Source organism: Candidatus Poriferisodalis sp. (assembly GCF_965237655.1).
GTDB lineage: Bacteria > Actinomycetota > Acidimicrobiia > Acidimicrobiales > Poriferisodalaceae > Poriferisodalis.
Map to the genome: position 1 here is coordinate 1,899,173 of NZ_CBDEGB010000002.1, position 16,744 is coordinate 1,915,916.

Annotated in this window: 18 protein-coding genes; 9 read left to right on the forward strand and 9 right to left on the reverse strand. The window is 65.9% G+C overall.

All coding sequences use genetic code 11. The annotated features are described in order from the left end of the window. Positions 1-51: 51 nt before the first annotated feature. A complete protein-coding gene (locus ACPXYO_RS16935; protein WP_423923071.1) occupies positions 52-744 on the forward strand; it encodes an ABC transporter ATP-binding protein in 693 nt (230 codons plus the stop codon). 50 nt (positions 745-794) lie between these two features. Beyond that, positions 795-3,149, forward strand: a complete 2,355-nt coding sequence (locus ACPXYO_RS16940; protein ID WP_423923073.1) for an FtsX-like permease family protein — start codon at positions 795-797, stop codon at positions 3,147-3,149. 22 nt (positions 3,150-3,171) lie between these two features. On the opposite strand, the gene ACPXYO_RS16945 is transcribed toward ACPXYO_RS16940, so the two are convergent. Together ACPXYO_RS16945 and ACPXYO_RS16950 are read right to left on the reverse strand one after the other, a co-directional pair. Continuing rightward, positions 3,172-3,954 carry a phosphate/phosphite/phosphonate ABC transporter substrate-binding protein gene (locus ACPXYO_RS16945; RefSeq protein ID WP_423923903.1) on the reverse strand — a complete coding sequence of 261 codons (783 nt, stop codon included), beginning with the start codon at positions 3,952-3,954 and terminating at the stop codon, positions 3,172-3,174. A gap of 160 nt (positions 3,955-4,114) precedes the next feature. After that, complete coding sequence (locus ACPXYO_RS16950; RefSeq protein WP_423923075.1) at positions 4,115-5,326, reverse strand: acyl-CoA dehydrogenase family protein; 1,212 nt, start codon at positions 5,324-5,326, stop codon at positions 4,115-4,117. Positions 5,327-5,392: 66 nt separating this feature from the next. On the opposite strand from ACPXYO_RS16950, the gene ACPXYO_RS16955 reads away from it, so the two are divergent. Continuing rightward, positions 5,393-6,037, forward strand: a complete 645-nt coding sequence (locus ACPXYO_RS16955) for a dimethylsulfonioproprionate lyase family protein (protein WP_423923077.1) — start codon at positions 5,393-5,395, stop codon at positions 6,035-6,037. On the opposite strand, the gene ACPXYO_RS16960 is transcribed toward ACPXYO_RS16955, so the two are convergent. The 5 genes from ACPXYO_RS16960 to ACPXYO_RS16980 all read right to left on the reverse strand — a co-directional run bounded on the left by ACPXYO_RS16960 (position 6,015) and on the right by ACPXYO_RS16980 (position 10,704). Further along, positions 6,015-6,458, reverse strand: coding sequence for an SRPBCC family protein (locus tag ACPXYO_RS16960; protein WP_423923079.1), 444 nt, complete (start codon positions 6,456-6,458; stop codon positions 6,015-6,017). The two genes, ACPXYO_RS16955 and ACPXYO_RS16960, sit on opposite strands and share 23 nt — an antisense overlap. Before the next feature lie 79 nt (positions 6,459-6,537). Continuing rightward, the gene (locus ACPXYO_RS16965) at positions 6,538-7,443 is read right to left on the reverse strand and encodes an oxidoreductase (protein ID WP_423923081.1); all 906 of its coding nucleotides are present in this window, start codon (positions 7,441-7,443) and stop codon (positions 6,538-6,540) included. A 13-nt stretch (positions 7,444-7,456) separates the two neighbouring features. Next, entirely contained in the window at positions 7,457-9,619 is a 2,163-nt protein-coding gene (locus ACPXYO_RS16970; protein ID WP_423923083.1) for a heavy metal translocating P-type ATPase, read from the reverse strand. Positions 9,620-9,662: 43 nt separating this feature from the next. Then, the gene (locus tag ACPXYO_RS16975) at positions 9,663-10,064 is read right to left on the reverse strand and encodes a heavy metal-responsive transcriptional regulator (RefSeq protein WP_423923085.1); all 402 of its coding nucleotides are present in this window, start codon (positions 10,062-10,064) and stop codon (positions 9,663-9,665) included. 217 nt (positions 10,065-10,281) lie between these two features. Further along, positions 10,282-10,704, reverse strand: coding sequence for a DUF1330 domain-containing protein (locus tag ACPXYO_RS16980; protein WP_423923087.1), 423 nt, complete (start codon positions 10,702-10,704; stop codon positions 10,282-10,284). Between the two features lie 96 nt (positions 10,705-10,800). On the opposite strand from ACPXYO_RS16980, the gene ACPXYO_RS16985 reads away from it, so the two are divergent. Further along, entirely contained in the window at positions 10,801-11,826 is a 1,026-nt protein-coding gene (locus ACPXYO_RS16985) for an aldo/keto reductase (protein WP_423923089.1), read from the forward strand. Between the two features lie 63 nt (positions 11,827-11,889). On the opposite strand, the gene ACPXYO_RS16990 is transcribed toward ACPXYO_RS16985, so the two are convergent. Both ACPXYO_RS16990 and ACPXYO_RS16995 read right to left on the reverse strand, forming a co-directional pair. Next, positions 11,890-13,020: a methyltransferase domain-containing protein gene (locus ACPXYO_RS16990; RefSeq protein ID WP_423923091.1), complete on the reverse strand. Its 1,131-nt coding sequence runs from the start codon at positions 13,018-13,020 to the stop codon at positions 11,890-11,892. A gap of 28 nt (positions 13,021-13,048) precedes the next feature. After that, positions 13,049-13,438, reverse strand: coding sequence for a hypothetical protein (locus ACPXYO_RS16995; protein ID WP_423923093.1), 390 nt, complete (start codon positions 13,436-13,438; stop codon positions 13,049-13,051). 127 nt (positions 13,439-13,565) lie between these two features. Here ACPXYO_RS16995 and ACPXYO_RS17000 point away from each other — a divergent pair, with 127 nt between their 5' ends. The 5 genes from ACPXYO_RS17000 to ACPXYO_RS17020 all read left to right on the forward strand — a co-directional run bounded on the left by ACPXYO_RS17000 (position 13,566) and on the right by ACPXYO_RS17020 (position 16,722). After that, entirely contained in the window at positions 13,566-13,808 is a 243-nt protein-coding gene (locus ACPXYO_RS17000) for a type II toxin-antitoxin system VapB family antitoxin (protein WP_423923095.1), read from the forward strand. Next, a complete protein-coding gene (gene vapC, locus ACPXYO_RS17005; RefSeq protein WP_423923097.1) occupies positions 13,780-14,187 on the forward strand; it encodes a type II toxin-antitoxin system VapC family toxin in 408 nt (135 codons plus the stop codon). Before ACPXYO_RS17000 ends, vapC begins: the two co-directional genes overlap by 29 nt. A 189-nt stretch (positions 14,188-14,376) precedes the next feature. Continuing rightward, positions 14,377-14,556, forward strand: a complete 180-nt coding sequence (locus tag ACPXYO_RS17010; protein ID WP_423923099.1) for a hypothetical protein — start codon at positions 14,377-14,379, stop codon at positions 14,554-14,556. Positions 14,557-14,901: 345 nt separating this feature from the next. Next, positions 14,902-15,960, forward strand: coding sequence for a sterol desaturase family protein (locus tag ACPXYO_RS17015; RefSeq protein WP_423923101.1), 1,059 nt, complete (start codon positions 14,902-14,904; stop codon positions 15,958-15,960). A 15-nt stretch (positions 15,961-15,975) separates the two neighbouring features. Continuing rightward, positions 15,976-16,722 (forward strand): sulfotransferase family protein, encoded by a 747-nt coding sequence (locus ACPXYO_RS17020; protein WP_423923103.1) that lies wholly within the window; start codon positions 15,976-15,978, stop codon positions 16,720-16,722. Positions 16,723-16,744: the final 22 nt, after the last annotated feature.

A 16,744-nucleotide genomic window follows, 5' to 3' on the forward strand; every position in this document is an offset into this window, starting at 1 on the left:
ACAAGATAGTGGTCAATGCACACCAGGTATACACAGGTAGTATAGTTGCTTGTGACCAACATCCATGCCACGAAACTCAGGCGAGTTCACCGACGCGGAGCCCACGAGGTCGTCGCCCTCGACGACGTGTCCCTGGACATCCACCCGGGCGAGTTCGTGACCGTCACCGGTCCAAGTGGCTCGGGCAAGTCGACGCTGCTGCACCTTCTCGGGCTCATCGACAACCCCACCGCCGGCACGCTGTGCATCGACGGCGTCGACACCGCCGGCTTCTCCGATGATCAACGCGCGCAGTTCCGGCGCCAACGGTTCGGGTTCGTGTTCCAGTCGTTCCTGCTCCTGCCGGGCCTGGCCGCGTGGGAGAACGTTGCCCTCGCCGAGTTGCTCGACGGCAAGCCGCTGCGTACGCAACGTACGAGGGCTATGGCGCTGCTCGACGACGTGGGCCTGACGGACCGATGGGACCATCCACCCCACGAGCTTTCCGGGGGCGAGCAACAGCGAGTCGCGATCGCCCGGTCGCTCATGGCAGACCCCGAGGTCGTCTTCGCCGACGAACCGACCGGAGCGCTCGACCAAGCCAACTCGGCGAACATCCTGGCGTTGCTGCGCCAGTTCACCGTCGATCGAGGGCGGAGCCTCGTCGTCGTCAGCCACGAACCCGCGATTGATGCCAGCGCCGGCGCCACGTTGATCAGCTTGCGCGACGGGCAGGTCGCCGACGACCCGGTGCCGACGCCATGAGGTTCGACCGGTTCCGGCTGCTTCACCTTCGACGACTTCGGGAACACCGAATGCGCACGACCGTGTCGGTCCTGGGGATCGCTTCAGGTGTCGGGCTCATCGTCGCCATGTCGTCGCTGCTCACCTCTGCGACCGCGACGGCCAATGCGACCGTGGCCCTCCTCGGCGGGGCCCGCTACGAAGTCACCGTCGCCGGAGCTGACCTGGACCGGGCACGCGACGCAATTGCGGGCGTCGAAGATGTCGAGGGCGTCCGCCGCTATGTCGAAGTGCCCGTCATGATCGACGGCGACCAAGGATGGCTTGTCGCGCTTGAAGACCGTGGCGCTGGGGTCACTACCCGCCAGGCACAAGCCCTGGCGGCCACCACGGGCATCCGGACTGGCTCAGCCCTTCCGGCGTCTGGCCGTCATGTCTTCACCGGTCCGACCGGGGAGCCCACGGGCGGCCAGATCGCGGGCCGAGCTGACCCCGAACTGCAGGATCGCTACGGCGGGCGCTTCGCGGCCGCTGACCTCGATACCGCGCTCGGACTGCGCGGACACACCGGGACCGAAACGCTACTCGTCTATGGCCAGCCCGACCCAGCCGCTCTGGCGGCCGCCGCAGGCGACGCGGACATCCGCGAGGCCAACAACAGGGTCGTCCAAGCCCGCAACACCATCAATGTCATGTTCTCCTTGCTCTCGATCCTGGGGGCCATGGGACTGGTTGTCGGCGGCTTCCTGCTCTTCAACACCATGAACATGACTGTTCTCGACCGTCGTCACGAAATCGCGTCGCTGCGGGCGCTCGGCGGCGGTCGACGAACCATCCTTGCCGGCGTGCTCGCCGAAGCCGCAACGCTCGGGGCCGTCGGCTCGGCTCTCGGACTGGTGCTGGGCGCAGCCCTGGCTCGCTCGGTGATCGCCACGGTTCCTGATGCGTTCGCTCGCGCCATCGGAACACCACTGCAGACCTCGGTCCCGGCAACGCTCCTCGTCGTCGCATGGCTTGTGGGAGTTGCCACCGCAATGGCATCCGCCATCGTTCCGGCCCGCAGGGCGCTTCGTATCGAACCTCTCGAAGCACTCCGCCCCGACGTCGGTGATCCCTCCGAGCATCGTGTCACCAGCCGCCTGTGGCTCATCGGCCTCGGCGTCGCCCTCTTCGTGATCCCACGAGGCCAGCTTTCGCTCGGCGCGGCCATGGCCGGTGTCCTGTGCATCGCTGCCGGCGCCGCCTCGTTCATTACGGCGATGACCGTTGCCGTCGCCCGACGGTTGGGTACCAGCGGCGAGCTTGCAGCGACAGCGCTGAAGCGTTCCCCGCGTCGCGTGTGGGGTACCACGGCCGTGGTGATGGTCGCCGTCGCCGTCGCCGTCACCACCACTGGCATGGCGATCAACCTTCGCGACACCTCCAACGAGAACCTGTCCACGGCTCTTCACACCGACTTCTGGATCGGCACCACTAGCGGTGACACCATCGCCATCGTCGGCCTTCCCCCGGCCTGGACGTCGGAGTTCGAAGCCATACCAGGCGTGCGCTCCGTCGCCGCCAGTACCTGGATCCCCGCTGAGTCGGGACCCCACATCGTTGGCATCTCCGGTGTCTACGGCGATTCCGCGTACCCCTTCTCCCGACTCGCCAGCGATGACGCACGTGCCCAGATGGCGGCCGGCGACGGCGCCATCGTGCTGAAGCAGACCGCTCTCACATTCGACCTAGAAGTCGGCGACGTCATCGACATCCCCGGCGCAACACCGGCCCTGCGACTGCCGATCGTCGCTATCAGTGACGCCCTCGCCCCCGGCAGTGGCGGCATGATCAACATCTCCCATGACCTCTTCGCCACCCACTACGGAATCAGCAGCTTCGCCCGGTACGAAATCCAACTCGAACCCGGCGCCGACCCAGCCGCAGTCCGCGAGCAACTCGACCGGATCACCGCAATCGCAGGACTTCCTATCCAGATCTTCACTGGCGAGGAGTTCCTCGGCGACCTCCGGCGATCCGCCGACCAAATCCTCGTCCTCGTCGCGATGATGCTGCTCGTCATTGTCACCTGCGCCGCAATTGCGCTCCTCAACACGCTGCTGGCATCAACACTTGAGCGCACCAACGAATTCGCCGCGCTCCGGGCCATCGGTGCCACCAAACGACGCATCCTCACAAGCGTCGCGGCCGAGGCCCTTGCCATCGGCCTCACAGGGGCAATCCTCGGCGCACTCGCAGGATCCGGCTACCAGGCCATTCTCGTCCGCACCTTCAAGACCACGACCGCGTTCGACGTCGACTACGCCTTCAGCCCCGCCGCGTTCGCTGCCGCCATCGTCACCGGCATCGCCATCGCTGCAGCCGGCGCAGTCCTGCCGTGCCGCCGAGCCACCCGACTCGACATCCTCAACGCACTCGCCCGCTGAGCCCTCGCCTCGCCGCGCAGGGCTAGAAGATCTTGCCCACGAGGCCTGCGCCCTCGACGGCGCCCATGAGGTCGCTCCAGCCGTCGTCCGTGGCTCGCACCCACTTGGTGAGGTGTTCCATGCGCATCATCTCGGCGATCTCGGGCTCGTCGGGGTCCATAGCCACAAGGAGATCCACGAACCGGGCGCTGAGGTCGTCGCCCAGATCGGGCCCGGCGGTGAAGGCACAATGGCTGTAGGGGCGGGTGCGCCACACCTCGACGATGTCGTCCTCGGACACCGGGTGGCGTCGCAGCAGCGACGGCAGCCACGGCTCGAAGATCACACCTGCATCGGCTCGACCGTCGACCACGGCCCCGAAGATCGCCCAGTCGTCCACCCACGACTGGAGGTTCGGGTACTCGATCGGCTCGAGGTCGACAAGTTCGCAGTCCGAATCGAGATCGAACCCAGCCTCTGCGAGCTGCGCAACCGGCAGCAGGTACAGCTCGCTGGACACGTCCACTCCCAGAGCAAGGCGCCGCCCGCGCAGATCATCCAAATCAGCAATGCCGGCGTCGGCTCGGGCGACGATCAGGGTGTGAACGTCCTCGTCCGTGTCGCGCATCGCCAACGTCCGACAAGCGCCCGGGGACTGCAGCAGCAGCTGGGCATGCGCCATCGGCGCATTCCACGCAATGTCGACATGGCCCTCCAGCACCGCGCTGCACAGTGCGTCATAGGTGGAGTACAACGCGTACTCCATCTCGAGGCCGGCCTCGTTGAAGTACTTGCGAATGGCGTAGGGCGCCGGGCGCGGATCCAGATGAAGATGGCTCGCTTCGGATCAGCGGCAGTCGCCCCGATCAGAAGGGTGTTGGCTGCGGACTTGCGGCGCCGCACGCGGTCGCGGATTCTCGGACATGGGCGCATCACCCCCGCCGCCCAACGTAGTGCCGCGCCTAGTGGCAGTGGCCGGGACCCCTTCAGAGCAAGTCTGTTGGTGCGGGATCGAGGCCGAGCTCCAGCTTGCCGGCAAGCTCTGCCGTGCGGTCCCAGTCGAAGACCATGTGACCTCGGAGCGTCAGCAGATCGCGGGAAATGCGCTGCAGCGGCGAATCGGCGAAATGCACGGACGCACCCGACCCTTCCAGCACGGTGCTGACGGCGTCGATCGACAGGCGAACCGTTTGGGCAGCCGCGAGGCGGACTCGGCCCCGGTCGACGGTTTCAAATACCCCTCCCCCGTCGTAGACGTCGCACACCTGATCCACCGCGTCGTCCCACACCAGACGTGCCGCTCGCACCGTCGCCTGCGCCTGAGAGAGGCGGACCTGAGACGCCGGTTGGGTGGCCTGGCGGTCACCCATCGAGTAGGCAAGCACCCGCGACGACAAGCGCTCTCGGAAGTTCTCGACGGCCGCTTCGGCGCCGCCCAATGCTGCGGCGGCGGCCACGAGCGTGAGCACCGGCACCATCGGATACCGCACGAACGGATCGGCGCTGAGTTCCGCCCCTGGCGGGGAATTGCCCGCAAGCTCGATGGCGGCGAGCGTCTGGTCGGCGGGGACGAACACCCGATCAGCCACCACATCGTTGCTGCCGGTCCCTCGCATGCCCGACGTGTGCCACACGTCCACGACGTCTACCTCTGCGATCGGCAGCAGGAAGAAGCGCGCCTCGGGTCCCTCGTCCCGACGGATCAGCCCATTGAGCATCACCCAGTCAGCGTGTTGCACCCCCGTTGCCCATTGCCACCGGCCCGTGAGCTCATAGCCGCCGTCGACCGGCGTGGCGGTCCCGGTCGGCGTAAGCGTGCCTGGCATCAGCACATAGGGGCGATCGCCCCAGACCGCCGCCTGGAGCTCTCGCGGCCCTCGTGCCACGAACCAGTTGTGCAGCACGAGGAACAACAGCGTCCACGCAGACGAGACGCAACCGTGAGCGAGAATGCGTGTCATCTCGCCGAGCGACCGGAGCCCGAGCCCGTGGCCGCCGCGCTCGCTGGGTACCAACATCTCGAACACCCCGCTCGATGCCGCGTCCTCCATCGTCGCCTGGGGAAGCTCGCGCAGCTCTTCGGCCTCAGCCGCCCGCTCACCCAGGCGCTCCACCATCGACGCCGCCCACGCCACGACGTCAGCGTGCGAGAGACGCCCGTCCGGTGATCGATCCCCGTGCGGCAGCGTTGCGTTCACCGCTTGGAACCTAGCTGTGGTTCTGAAGTCGGCTTGCAGGCTGTGTGTATCTGGGAAAATGCCGGGGTGTCAGGCTTCATCGACGAGCTGCTTAGGCGCATCGCCGAGTTCCACCGCAGCCGTCCGGTGGTCCCCGAGTACCCGATGGTCGCTGAGGTGCTCGACGCGCTCGACGAAGCACGCAGCCCCGCCCAAGTCGAGCCCCGCCAACTGCCTGTGCTCCGGCACCTCGACGCCGTTGAACTCAGCGGCGATACCGCCATCGACGCGGTGCTCGAAGAGTTTCTCTGCCTCGCCTCTGCGCTGCCTTGGCGCCAGACCGCCGGCTATTTCGGCGTGCTGAGCGAGGACTTCCACCACAACTACGGCTACGTGCAGCTACTGGGTCCCGACTCGATCGTCGAGCATCATTCGGTGCGAGTCGGCATCGCCGTGTGGGGCCCACACCTCCATTACCCCAGCCACAATCACGAAGCCGAGGAGCTGTACCACGTGCTGGCGGGCAAGCCGTCGTTCAGCGGCAGCGATGGTGTGCGCCGTACCACCAAACCCGGAGATGCCGTGCATCACGCGCCCTGGCAGGAGCACTGCCAGGACTTCGGCGCCACGCCGACGGTGCTCCTCTACTGCTGGACCGGAGCCGTAGTGGCCGACGCGGTGCTGTCGGAAGACAGGCCTTCCGGATCGCCTATGCCTCAGCGACGGCCTTGAGATTCTCCAGGCTCTGGGCGATGTTGCTCACCAGGAGGCTGTAACGATTGTGCTTCTGGAAGAACTCCAGATCGAGAATCGGAGAATCGAAGCTCTCGGTGACTCGGCAGCCCGAGTCGGTGGCTTCGATCTCGTAGCGCCAGAGCGTGCGGCGGCCGTCCTGGGCGGGCACTTCGAAGGCCCATTCGCGACCGGGCTCAGCAGCGACGACGACGCATCCGGCGTCCCACTTCATGTCGCCGTTCTGGTTGTATCCCCGGAACTTTGCGCCGACCACAGGCTCGGTCGAGCCGTCCTCCCACTCGGACTTGTAGCACTCGGGACTGATCTCGCTGATGCGTGACAGATCCGTCAGGATCCCGTACACCGCTTCGGGGTTCGCGGCGATGTCGATGCTTGTGCTGGCGGTGGTCTCAACCATGGGTGCTCTCTTGTCGGGGTTGTAGCTAGCGTGATACTACCGACGTCGACCCCAGCGGACCCGCACCTTTGGTCGCCGGTCAGATGGGGAAGCTCACCCCGGTGAGCTGTTCTGACGCAGCCCAGAGCCACCGCTGCAACGCTGCCTCCTGAGATCGGGCACTCGACGTCACCACCACCGGATGGCCTCGCATCTCCATGAGCCCGTCCGGGCCATAGAACTGGCCTCCAGAGGCGGCGGGATCGGTCGCAGCCCTCAGCGTCGAAAGGGCGCCCATGGCTGCGCTGTGCTGCAGCGGCTGAATCAGCAGATGGATGACTCGTATGCCCGGGAAATGACGCAGGATCTCCGTTTCGGACCAGCCTGGATGAGCCGCCAACGCCACAGCCGGAGCCCCTGCCGCCAGCAACCGGCGTTGCAACTCGTAGGTGAACAACAGGTTCGCCAGCTTCGAGCGTCCGTACGCAGCAGCCTGGCTGCGATCCTGCGCAGCCCCGAGACGGTCGAAGTCGATCCGCGACCGGTACCGGTGAGCCTCGCTGCTCACCGTCACCACCCGCGACCCGGCAACAGGCAGCATTCGCTCCAGCAGCAACCCCGTCCAGGCGAAGTGGCCCAGGTGATTGGTGCCCATCCGGATTTCGAACCCGTCGGCGGTCTGCCGGCGTGGTGTGTGAAAGACCCCTGCGTTGTTGACGAGCAGGTCGATGCGCTCGAACCGGTTACCGATGGCAGACGCCGCTGCACGCACCGAGTCCAGCGACGCCAGGTCGAGTTCCTGAAGCACTAGGTCGGAACCGGGATGATCGGCCCGAATCGCATCGACCGCCGCCCTGCCCTTGTCGAGATCCCGCACCGCAAGCACCACCAATGCGCCACGGCCCGCCAGGGCACGCGCCGTCTCGAGACCATTCCCGGAGTTGGCGCCCGTGACAACCGCCACCCGGCCCGACTGATCGGGAATGTCAGAAGCAGTCCACTTCATGCTGGTCACGCGATCACACCGTCTGGCGGTAGCCCGCGAAGCGTCGGAGCCGGAGGCTGTTCGTCACGACGAACAGCGACGAGATGCCCATGGCGCCGGCGGCGATCATGGGGTTCAGGATGCCGAACGCCGCAAGAGGAATCGCGGCGGCGTTGTAGGCGAAGGCCCAGAACAAGTTGCCCTTGATCGTCGACAGCGTCCGACGTGACAGCGCTATGGCATCTGCCACGGCTCGCAGGTCGCCGCTCACGACGGTGAGATCGGAGGCTTCGATGGCTACTTCGGTGCCGGTTCCCACGGCAATGCCGAGATCGGCTTGCGCCAGCGCCGGGGCGTCGTTGATGCCGTCTCCCACCATTGCCACGCGCTTCCCGTCGGCTTGAAGCTGTTGCACGACGGCGGCTTTCTCACCGGGATAGACCTCGGCGATCACAGATTCGATGCCAACCTTGGCGGCGACTGTACGGGCAGTGCGCTCGTTGTCGCCGGTGAGCAGCGTGACCGCCAGGCCCTGGTCGTGCAGCGCGGCGACCGCCTCCGACGACGTCGGCTTGATGCGGTCGGCGACCACCATGACAATCTCCGCTGTCCCGTTGCGGCCAGCAAGGACGGCCGTCGCGCCTGCGGCCTCGGCGGTCCCAGCCAATTCAGCGACAGGGCCGGGCACGGTGTCGAACAGGCTGCGCCGACCCACCCGGATCTCGATCCCGCCGATCGTCGCCGTCACGCCCGAACCGGGCATGACCTCGAACTCGTCCACGGCAGCCAAACGGTCGGCCAACCCGTCGATGGAATGGGCGATGGCCTGGGCGATCGGATGCTCTGAAAGCGCCTCTGCCGACGCTGCCAGCCGGTGCACCTCATCACGCTCGACGACCGACAGCTCGCCCGCATGCACACCGGCGAGCGTCATGGCTCCCTCAGTGACGGTGCCGGTCTTGTCGACCAGGACGACATCGACCGAGCGTGTGTCCTCGAGGACTTCGCCTCCCTTGATGATGACCCCAAGCTGAGCGCCTCGACCGGTGCCCACCATGATCGCGAGCGGCGTCGCCAACCCGAGGGCACAGGGGCACGCGATGATCAGCACTGCCACGGCCGCGGTGAACGCTGCCCCGGCCACGTTGCCCAGCACCAACCACACCGTCAGCGTGACGAGGGCTGCGGCGATAGCGAAGGGCACGAACACCGCCGACACCCGATCGGCGAGACGCTGCACCTCTGCCCGGCTGCCTTGGGCCTGGGTGACCAGCCGGATGATCTGGGCCAGCGCCGTGTCAGCGCCTACCTTCGTCGCCTCGACGACGAGCGAACCGTTCGCATTGATCGTCGAACCGATCACCTCATCGCCGGGTTCGACCTCGACCGGCACCGGTTCACCGGTCACCATCGACGCATCGACCGCCGAGCGTCCGTTGGAGACCACACCGTCGGTGGCGATCCTCTCCCCCGGCCGGACCACGAACCGCATCCCGACCGCCAGATCAGCGAGCTCGATCTCACGCCCGTCGACCAGGCGGGCTGTCCGCACGCCAAGGTCGGCCAGCGCCCGGATGGCGTCACCGGAGCGGCGCTTGGCCCGAAGCTCCAGCCACTTACCCAGCAAGATCAGCGTCACAATCACGGCGCCGGTTTCGAAATACACATGGCCATCGCCGACGCCGGCAATCGACACAGCCAGCGACCAGGCCAGGGCCGACAGCGACCCCATCGACACGAGCGTGTCCATCGTTGTGGCGCCGTGCCGCAGGTTCACCGCCGCCGCTCGATGGAACGGCCACCCAGATCCAACGATCACCACCGTTGCCAGGGCTGCGACCTGCCATTCCCAGCCGCCGAACTGCAGCGCCGGGATCATCGAGATCAGCACCGACGGCACCGTCAGCGCCACACCGATGACCAGCCGGATCAGCAGGTCCGCCTGGCGCCGCTGCTCGGCTGCGTCGCCTTCATCGGGGGCGATGACGGAGTATCCCAGTGCCTTGATCTCCGCTGTGACGAATGCTTCGTCGAGCGATCCGTCATGGGTGATCGTGGCCCGACCGGTGGCGAAGTTCACGTTTGCCGCCGCCACGGCGTCCAGCTCGTCCAATCGGCGCTGAATCCGGCTCGCGCAGGCGGCACACGTCATCCCATCGATCGCCAGGTCGGATCGGGCCTTCACATCGGTGGCCATGTGCCCACCCTAAAGGTTCCACTGCACTGGAAGGTCAAGTCCCTTATCGAGTCCGGCTGATCACTTGGCAACGGTTGGGGTCGGTGCATGACGCCGGGTCGAGACCCTGTGCCCGTTTCAGCAGTGCCGCCAGCTCCTTGCGGGCCGAACGGAGCTGGGCGATCTGGACGTCGATGGCATCCACTTGGGCCTCGATGAGCGCTGTGGTATGCGCGCACGAACGCTCGCCGACGCTCTTGAGCTCGAGCACCGAAGAGATCTCGGCCAATGTCAGCCCAGTCGCCTGCGCATCCCTGATGAACTGCAGCCGCTCCACAGCGTCGCCCGCGTACGCGCGGTAGCCGCTCGCTGTGCGGCCCGGTTCATCCAGCAGACCGATCGACTCGTAATATCGAATGGTCTTCGTGCTCACCCGGCAGCGATCGCCCAGTTCCCCGATTCTCATACGCACGACCGTACTTGACCTCCCCGCCTCAACCTTCCAGTCGGAAGGAATCCTGACGGAGGACCAGAGATGAAGATCACTGCAGTCGTGCTCGATTCGATCAGCGGTCCGGTGAGCGTCGGGCTGAGCGTGATCATGGGTGCGGCGATGGCGGGTGCCGAAGGCCGCACCGTCATCACCTACGACTGAACCATTTCCGCAGCGGTCCCGGCCGCGTTCAGCCCCGTGTGAACTGGGCGACGGTCTCGATGTTGAGCTGACCGGCCAGCCCAGCCGTGCGGTGCACAGAGGCTGCCCGCCACTCGTTAGAGGACGACATCGCAAGGAGTGCGCCGCGGTTGGGGTACTTGGCGATGGCGACCTCGTCCCACAGGTCCTCGACCTGGCCGAGCGCCAGGAACGTCACGTCCGCAGCGAACTGGATCTCGCCGCCGTAGTCCCCGATGATCTTTGACACCGCACGGCCGTACAGCTGGTACGCCTCGTAGCCGGTGAGGTCGGATTCCCGCCCGTCCTCGTACTCGGCCTTGTCCTTGAACCTCAGCAGGTTGACCATGTAGATCGGCCCGTCGGGACCGGGCTGCATCATCTCGTCGATGCGCTCCGGGCTCGTGGGCATCACTTCGTTGACGACCTCCATCAGGTCACCCTCCTCTTCTGGGCGTGGGCCCCATCAGTCAACAGCCTCCTTGAGCCAGAGATCTAGGGTCGGTTCCTCACGACATCGGGGGGACCCATGGCCGATCTGGTGACACGAACCCAAGCAGCGCCCGTCGTGTTGGGTGCAATTGCCTTCGGCAAGCCCAAGGAAACGACTCGCGACCATCCCCTGGCGACCGACGACTCGTGCAATGACCTGCTTCGAGCCTTCGCGGAGCTCGGCGGCGAAGAGCTCGACACTTCGAGGATGTACCAGAACGGCAACAGCGAGGCGGTCATCGGCCGGTTGCCGGCAGGCGCTGGCATCAGGGTGGGCACCAAGTACCACCCCAGCGTCGACGGAGGCCCGGTTGTGCAGATGGAGCAGTCGCTCACGGCCCTGCGGCGCGACTCGGTGTCGATCTACTACATCCACATGCCCTCGACCGAGATCGCCCTTGAGGACACGCTCGCCAAAATGAACGAGTGCCATGCCGCCGGCCAATTCGAGCGATTCGGGCTGTCGAACTTCCCCGCCTGGCAGGTCGTCGAGATCGCGCAGTACTGCAAGCGCCAGGGGTACGTGATGCCGACCGTGTACCAGGGGGTGTACAACGCCCTGAATCGCACCGCGGAGTACGAGCTCGTCCCGGTGCTGCGCAACTACGGCATCAGCTACTACACCCACGGATCGCTCGCGAGCGGGTTCCTCACAGGCAAGTACCGCAAGGGTGTCGCACCGGTGAAGGGGGTCGACCGCTTCGCCCAGTCGCGCCGGATCAGGCAGTACGAGGAGCGCTACCTCCACCGAGACGAGATGTTCACCGCACTCGATGCCATCACCGCCGCTGCCTCAGAAGCCGGCCTCAGCACGCTCGAGGCCGCGGTGCGTTGGACCCAGCATCACTCCGCGGTCGACGCGTCACTGGGCGATGCAGTGCTCATCGGCGTGTCCCGCATCGAACAGCTCGCGCCCATCATGAGGGCGTCAGGCGGCGGCCCGCTGCCGGATGCTGTCGTCGAGGCATTCGACGTGGCGCACGAGTGCGTGAAGATGAAGTCCGAGTACTACATGCAATACCCCTATCCAACCGAGGGCAGCCCCTGGCGTTCGCGCTTCTGACGCGACGCAACTACTGCGTGCCGCACGCCGTTCGGCGGGTCTTCAAGGCTCGGCGCGGCCTGGTCAGGCTTGGCCGACGAGCAGGGTGAGCTGCCCGGCTCGCTGCTGCTTGCCGGTCTGCAGGACTCGCCCTGTCAGCACCGTTTCGATGGAGACCGCGCCGTCATCGAACCCTGCACTGACGGCATCAGCGACGAGATCCATGTCACGCATCGGGCCCCAGAACGGCTCGTGGTTGTTGTAGGTGTCCCAGTCGATCATCGCCTGGGTGACAGGGTCGACGCCCGCGTAGCCGGCGAAGTCGGCATGGACCATGAGCCCGCCCGCAGCGAGGAGGCGCCGGCATTCGGCCAGAGTTCTGCGCAGCGCCGCGGGCGACATCTCGTGCAACACGATGTGCGACACGATCAGATCGAAGTGACCGTCGGGAAAGTCGGTGCACTCGGCGTTCTGTTGCGAGAAGTGCACCGCCCGGCCCAGAGACTCCGCCCTCGCATGCGCATACCGCACCACCGGTGCGCCCAGGTCGATGCCGTGGACTTCGGCATCGGGAAATGCGTCGACATACGGCAGCGTGGAGTTGCCGACCGTGCAGCCCATGTCGAGTATCCGCCGCGGTGTGAACTCGGGGTACGAGGCCGCCAGGAGGTTCTGGCAGATCGAGTGGCCGTAGTCGTCGTTGAGCGCACCCATCTGGCCCATCGCATAGACGTAGACGCCACGGTCGTACACCGCTCCGACCGACACGTCGCCAGCCATGTACTCGCCGCGGTAGCCCCCCGGCATTGCATGGATGTCGACCTCGGCGTTGTACCAGGGGATCTCGAGATCCGGGTCGAGGCGCAGAGTCCCGAGCCCCGCATCGGCCACTCGTGCCCGGGCTGCGAGGTCGTCGGCTTGGCGCGTCACGGCGTCGCCGACCGAGCTCCACAACAGGTGCTGGCTCGATCGCCGAACCGAGCTCCACAGCCGGTAGTACGTGTCGGCGCTCAGTGCTTCACGGACTTCGTGGCGGTCCGCCGGCTCGGCTCCGTGTTCCGAGACCCACCGATCCCGGACCCGATGGTCGTAGATCTCCCGTACGCCGGGGCTGACCCGGGTCGCGATGTGCGATTTCAGCGCCTGAACGAAGCTCTCCCGTGCGAGCTCGTCGTGGGTTTCGGTGGGGAGGAGTTCGTGTCGTTGCTGGCTCATCGGTCTGTTCCCCCTGTTGTGCTGCCTGTCACAGCTCCGCGAATGCGCGATCGACGACCTGCAGATACCGGTCTTGCGTCTCGCCGGCCAGCGCCTCTTCACGCATCTCCTCGAAGACGCGATACACGCGACTGGCGAACGCCGCCGCTTCTGCAGCACGGGCGACGGCCGCATCGCCGTCGGGGCGGTACGCCTCGATCGCCGCCGAGACGTCGATTCCCGCCGCGTCGAGCACTGCTTCAAGGCTGCTCTGCCGCTCCCGCAGGGCCCACACTTCGGCCGCCAACGCCGTCACGATCGCCAGGACCGCATCGGTCGCGCCTTCGTCATCGAAGAACGTCGGCCGCGCGCCGCGTGCCTTGGTCGGAAAACTCCGCCCCTCGGTCGGCTGGGCTTGCGGCGCTGCCGGTTCGTCCATCACCCCAGCTTCCCAGAAACTCGTTCGCCAGGCCGACTGTCCTGCCCTTACTCTGCCTCGTCGTTGCCGGTCCTCAGACGTGCTGGCGTTATACACCTCTATACACCACTAGGTGTAGCATCCTCGTGTGGGCCGGACCAACATTGACATCGACGACGAGCTGATCGGACGAGCAATGAGCATGTACGGGCTAAGAACCAAGCGCGAAGCAGTGCATCTTGCGCTCACGGAACTCGTCGGAGGCGAGCCGATGAGCATCGAAGAACAGCTCGCCATGGAGGGCGTCGGATGGGAAGGCGACCTCGACGCAATGCGCGCCAAGCGATTCGAAGACTGGGGGTATGACGAGGACTTCGATGCTGCTGGCTGACAGCTCCACCTGGGTCGAGTTCCTCAGGGGCACCGGTTCACCGGCAGCGATTCGCATGCGCGCAGCGATCTCCGACGACGAGGTGATGGTTATCGACCCGATACTGCTCGAGGTGATGGCTGGCACTCGATCAGCGATAGTCGGTCGCACGCTGCGACTGATTGAAGCCCAGCACTTCGAGGCTTTGGAGCCCCGGCGCGACTGGCTCTCCGCGGCATCGATCTACCGGGAGCTGCGGCGGCGAGGCATCACCATTCGCTCTCAGTTGGACGCCGTGATCGCTGCAGTGGCCATCCGACTCGACATTCCTGTCCTCCACTGTGACCGCGATTTCGACGTCATCGCGCAGCACACGCCCCTGCGCGTAGTGGCCGTCTGAATCACATCGAGTTCGACGGCGACGTGAGCCATGTCACGTCCGGCAGGCCCGCCGAGATGGAAAGGCAATCGAATGAGTTCCAGTCGATCCCAACGGCGTAACCGGCTCCGTCCGGAACGGAACCTGCCAAGAACGATCACACGTCGATTCCGCTTCGGCGCCTTGTTGGCAACATCGGCGCTGACCGCGATGTTGCTATCAGCGCCCGCTGCCGCCGAGATGGGCAGTGGCCTGTTCGATGATCCCGAACCCCCGGCCGACAACGGCGACGACGACGGCGACGACATTTCCAATGGTGCCGGCGACGGAAACGCTCCGGGAGGCCGCCCGACCAACACCTGTAATGGGCGCAACCGGAGCGGTTGCTGACACATGGCGGCCCCGGCGCTGGCGAAGCTCCGTCGGCCTTGCTGGCCTGACGGGCGCTTCGTACGCCGCAGTATTGACAGAATCGCCATGTCACTGTGGCTTGGCGCGGTCACAGCACGAGTCGCGGTGGTCCCCATGGCCATCATCGGGGGGTTCATGTTCGTCCTGACCGCGCTCGCAGCTGACCAGCTGCTGACAACGGCGTAAAACCTGCGATTGCACAGTGTCACGAAGCGGCGCGAGGCCGTCGGAGAAATCGACAGGCCAGCGCCGAACATACACTGGTGTAGGTGGCAGGTTTGCAGGCCTGGCAATGGCAGCCTGAGACTGTCCGGGGGTGATGCGATGCCCTTGACGCCATCGTCGACCGGTGGCGCTCGCACGACGTGGAACTACACGCCGGAGCTGCCGCTGCGCTCAGCGCCGTTTCTGCGCTGGCCTCCCCGACCAGGCGCCATTGCAAAGCACCTCGTGCGCTCGTGGCTCCCCCTGCGGTCCCGCTTCTTCATGCTGGCTGTGTCGTTCGGGATCTGGGCATGGTTCATGCCGTCGCTCGAGCGCACCAAGCACTTCGAGCTCGGCTGGATCTTCGAGGTCTGGCTTCGCAACCTGATCCTCGTGACCGTCGTAGCAGGCGGGCTTCACGTCTGGCTCTACGTCATGGGCCGCCAGGGAGACTCCCTGCGCTATGACGCCCGGCCGTTCGGTCGGAACAAGCGGGTGTTCCTGTTCGGAAATCAGGTGCGGGAGAACATCTTCCTCACGCTCGTACCCGCCGTCGTGGTCTGGACCGGCTTCGAATCACTGCTGTTGTGGGCCTACGCCAACGGGTATGCACCATCGATCACGATCGGCGACAACCCCGCCTGGTTCGTGGTGTTTCTGGCGATCATCCCGTGGTGGTCCGTCCTGTACTTCTCGGCTCACCACCGGTTGCTGCACACCGGCCCCGCGTACCGCCACGTCCACTCCTGGCACCACCGCAACGTGAGTGTGGGGCCGTGGTCGGGACTTGCGATGCATCCCGCCGAGCATCTTGTCCTGTTCTCCGACGTGGTGCTGCTGTTCCTGTTGCCGTCGCACCCGGTGCACCTCTATTTCATGACCATGCACCACGGCATCGGGGCGCCTCTGTCGCACACCGGCTTCGACGCCCTGTTGCTGGGACCGCAGAACCACCGCCAGGCCAGGTTCGAGCTGGGCGATTTTCACCACCAGCTCCACCACCGGTTCATCGAGTGCAACTACGGCGGACTCGAGTCGCCGCTGGACGAGATGATCGGCTCGTTCCACGACGGAACTCCGCAGGGCGACGCGGCGCTGTCGCGCAGTCGTCACGAGCGGTCGAGCACCCGCACGACCAGAAGGGACACCAGAAGGGATCACGGTGCCGGAGCCGGCTGAGCGGGGGGCAAACAAGTGTTCTTGATCCTGTGGGCCACGCCCCGCTCGATCTCGACGGCGTTCGAGTGGATGATGCGCCAGCGAGGCGACTTCGAGTGCTTCCATGAGCCGTGGAACGAGCTCTACTACTACGGCGAGGACCGCCGGTCGCAGCGCGACGCCCATGTCCCCGCTCGACCGGGCCACAACTATGCGTCGTTCTGGGATGAGATCTCAGCGCTTGCCGAGGCTCAGAGCGTGTTCGTGAAGGACTTCGCCTATTCGGTCGAGCACGACTTCGACGACGCCAAGCTCTCGGCGACGACCCACACGTTCCTGATCCGGGACCCGAAGCGGGTGGTCCAGGGGCTGGGCCATCACTGGCCGGACTGCACGTGGGACGAGGTCGGGTTCGGGTCGCTGCACCGCCTATACGGACAGATCGCCGACCGCGACGGCACGGCCCCGCCCGTCATCGACGCCTCCGACCTGACCGGCGACCCTGGAGGAACGATCCGGGCCTATTGCGACGCCGTCGGCATCCCGTTCATCGCCGAAGCGCTCGAGTGGTCCCAGGGTGAACGCACCGAAGTGAGCTGGTACGGCGAGGGCGCCGGCCCATGGCACGATGCGCTCCGTCAGAGCACCGGTTTTTACAAACCCCCCACTGAATACCCGCCCTTGGAGGACACGCCTCGCCTCTACGAGCTCTACCAGCGAAGCCTGCCCCTCTACGAAGAGATGCTCGCCCACAAGCTGGATCCCGCCGCGCCGCCGGGTTGACTCCCCTATCTTCCGATCTTGC

Excerpts from the sequence above, each read along its gene's own strand:
- ACPXYO_RS16940 (WP_423923073.1), top strand. The coding sequence starts at position 795 with ATGCGCACGACCGTGTCGGTCCTGGGGATCGCTTCAGGTGTCGGGCTC.
- ACPXYO_RS16960 (WP_423923079.1), bottom strand. The coding sequence starts at position 6,458 with ATGGTTGAGACCACCGCCAGCACAAGCATCGACATCGCCGCGAACCCC.
- ACPXYO_RS16965 (WP_423923081.1), bottom strand. The coding sequence starts at position 7,443 with ATGAAGTGGACTGCTTCTGACATTCCCGATCAGTCGGGCCGGGTGGCG.
- ACPXYO_RS16970 (WP_423923083.1), bottom strand. The coding sequence starts at position 9,619 with ATGGCCACCGATGTGAAGGCCCGATCCGACCTGGCGATCGATGGGATG.
- ACPXYO_RS16975 (WP_423923085.1), bottom strand. The coding sequence starts at position 10,064 with ATGAGAATCGGGGAACTGGGCGATCGCTGCCGGGTGAGCACGAAGACC.
- ACPXYO_RS16980 (WP_423923087.1), bottom strand. The coding sequence starts at position 10,704 with ATGGAGGTCGTCAACGAAGTGATGCCCACGAGCCCGGAGCGCATCGAC.
- ACPXYO_RS16985 (WP_423923089.1), top strand. The coding sequence starts at position 10,801 with ATGGCCGATCTGGTGACACGAACCCAAGCAGCGCCCGTCGTGTTGGGT.
- ACPXYO_RS16990 (WP_423923091.1), bottom strand. The coding sequence starts at position 13,020 with ATGAGCCAGCAACGACACGAACTCCTCCCCACCGAAACCCACGACGAG.
- ACPXYO_RS16995 (WP_423923093.1), bottom strand. The coding sequence starts at position 13,438 with ATGGACGAACCGGCAGCGCCGCAAGCCCAGCCGACCGAGGGGCGGAGT.
- vapC (WP_423923097.1), top strand. The coding sequence starts at position 13,780 with ATGACGAGGACTTCGATGCTGCTGGCTGACAGCTCCACCTGGGTCGAG.
- ACPXYO_RS17010 (WP_423923099.1), top strand. The coding sequence starts at position 14,377 with ATGTTGCTATCAGCGCCCGCTGCCGCCGAGATGGGCAGTGGCCTGTTC.
- ACPXYO_RS17015 (WP_423923101.1), top strand. The coding sequence starts at position 14,902 with ATGCCCTTGACGCCATCGTCGACCGGTGGCGCTCGCACGACGTGGAAC.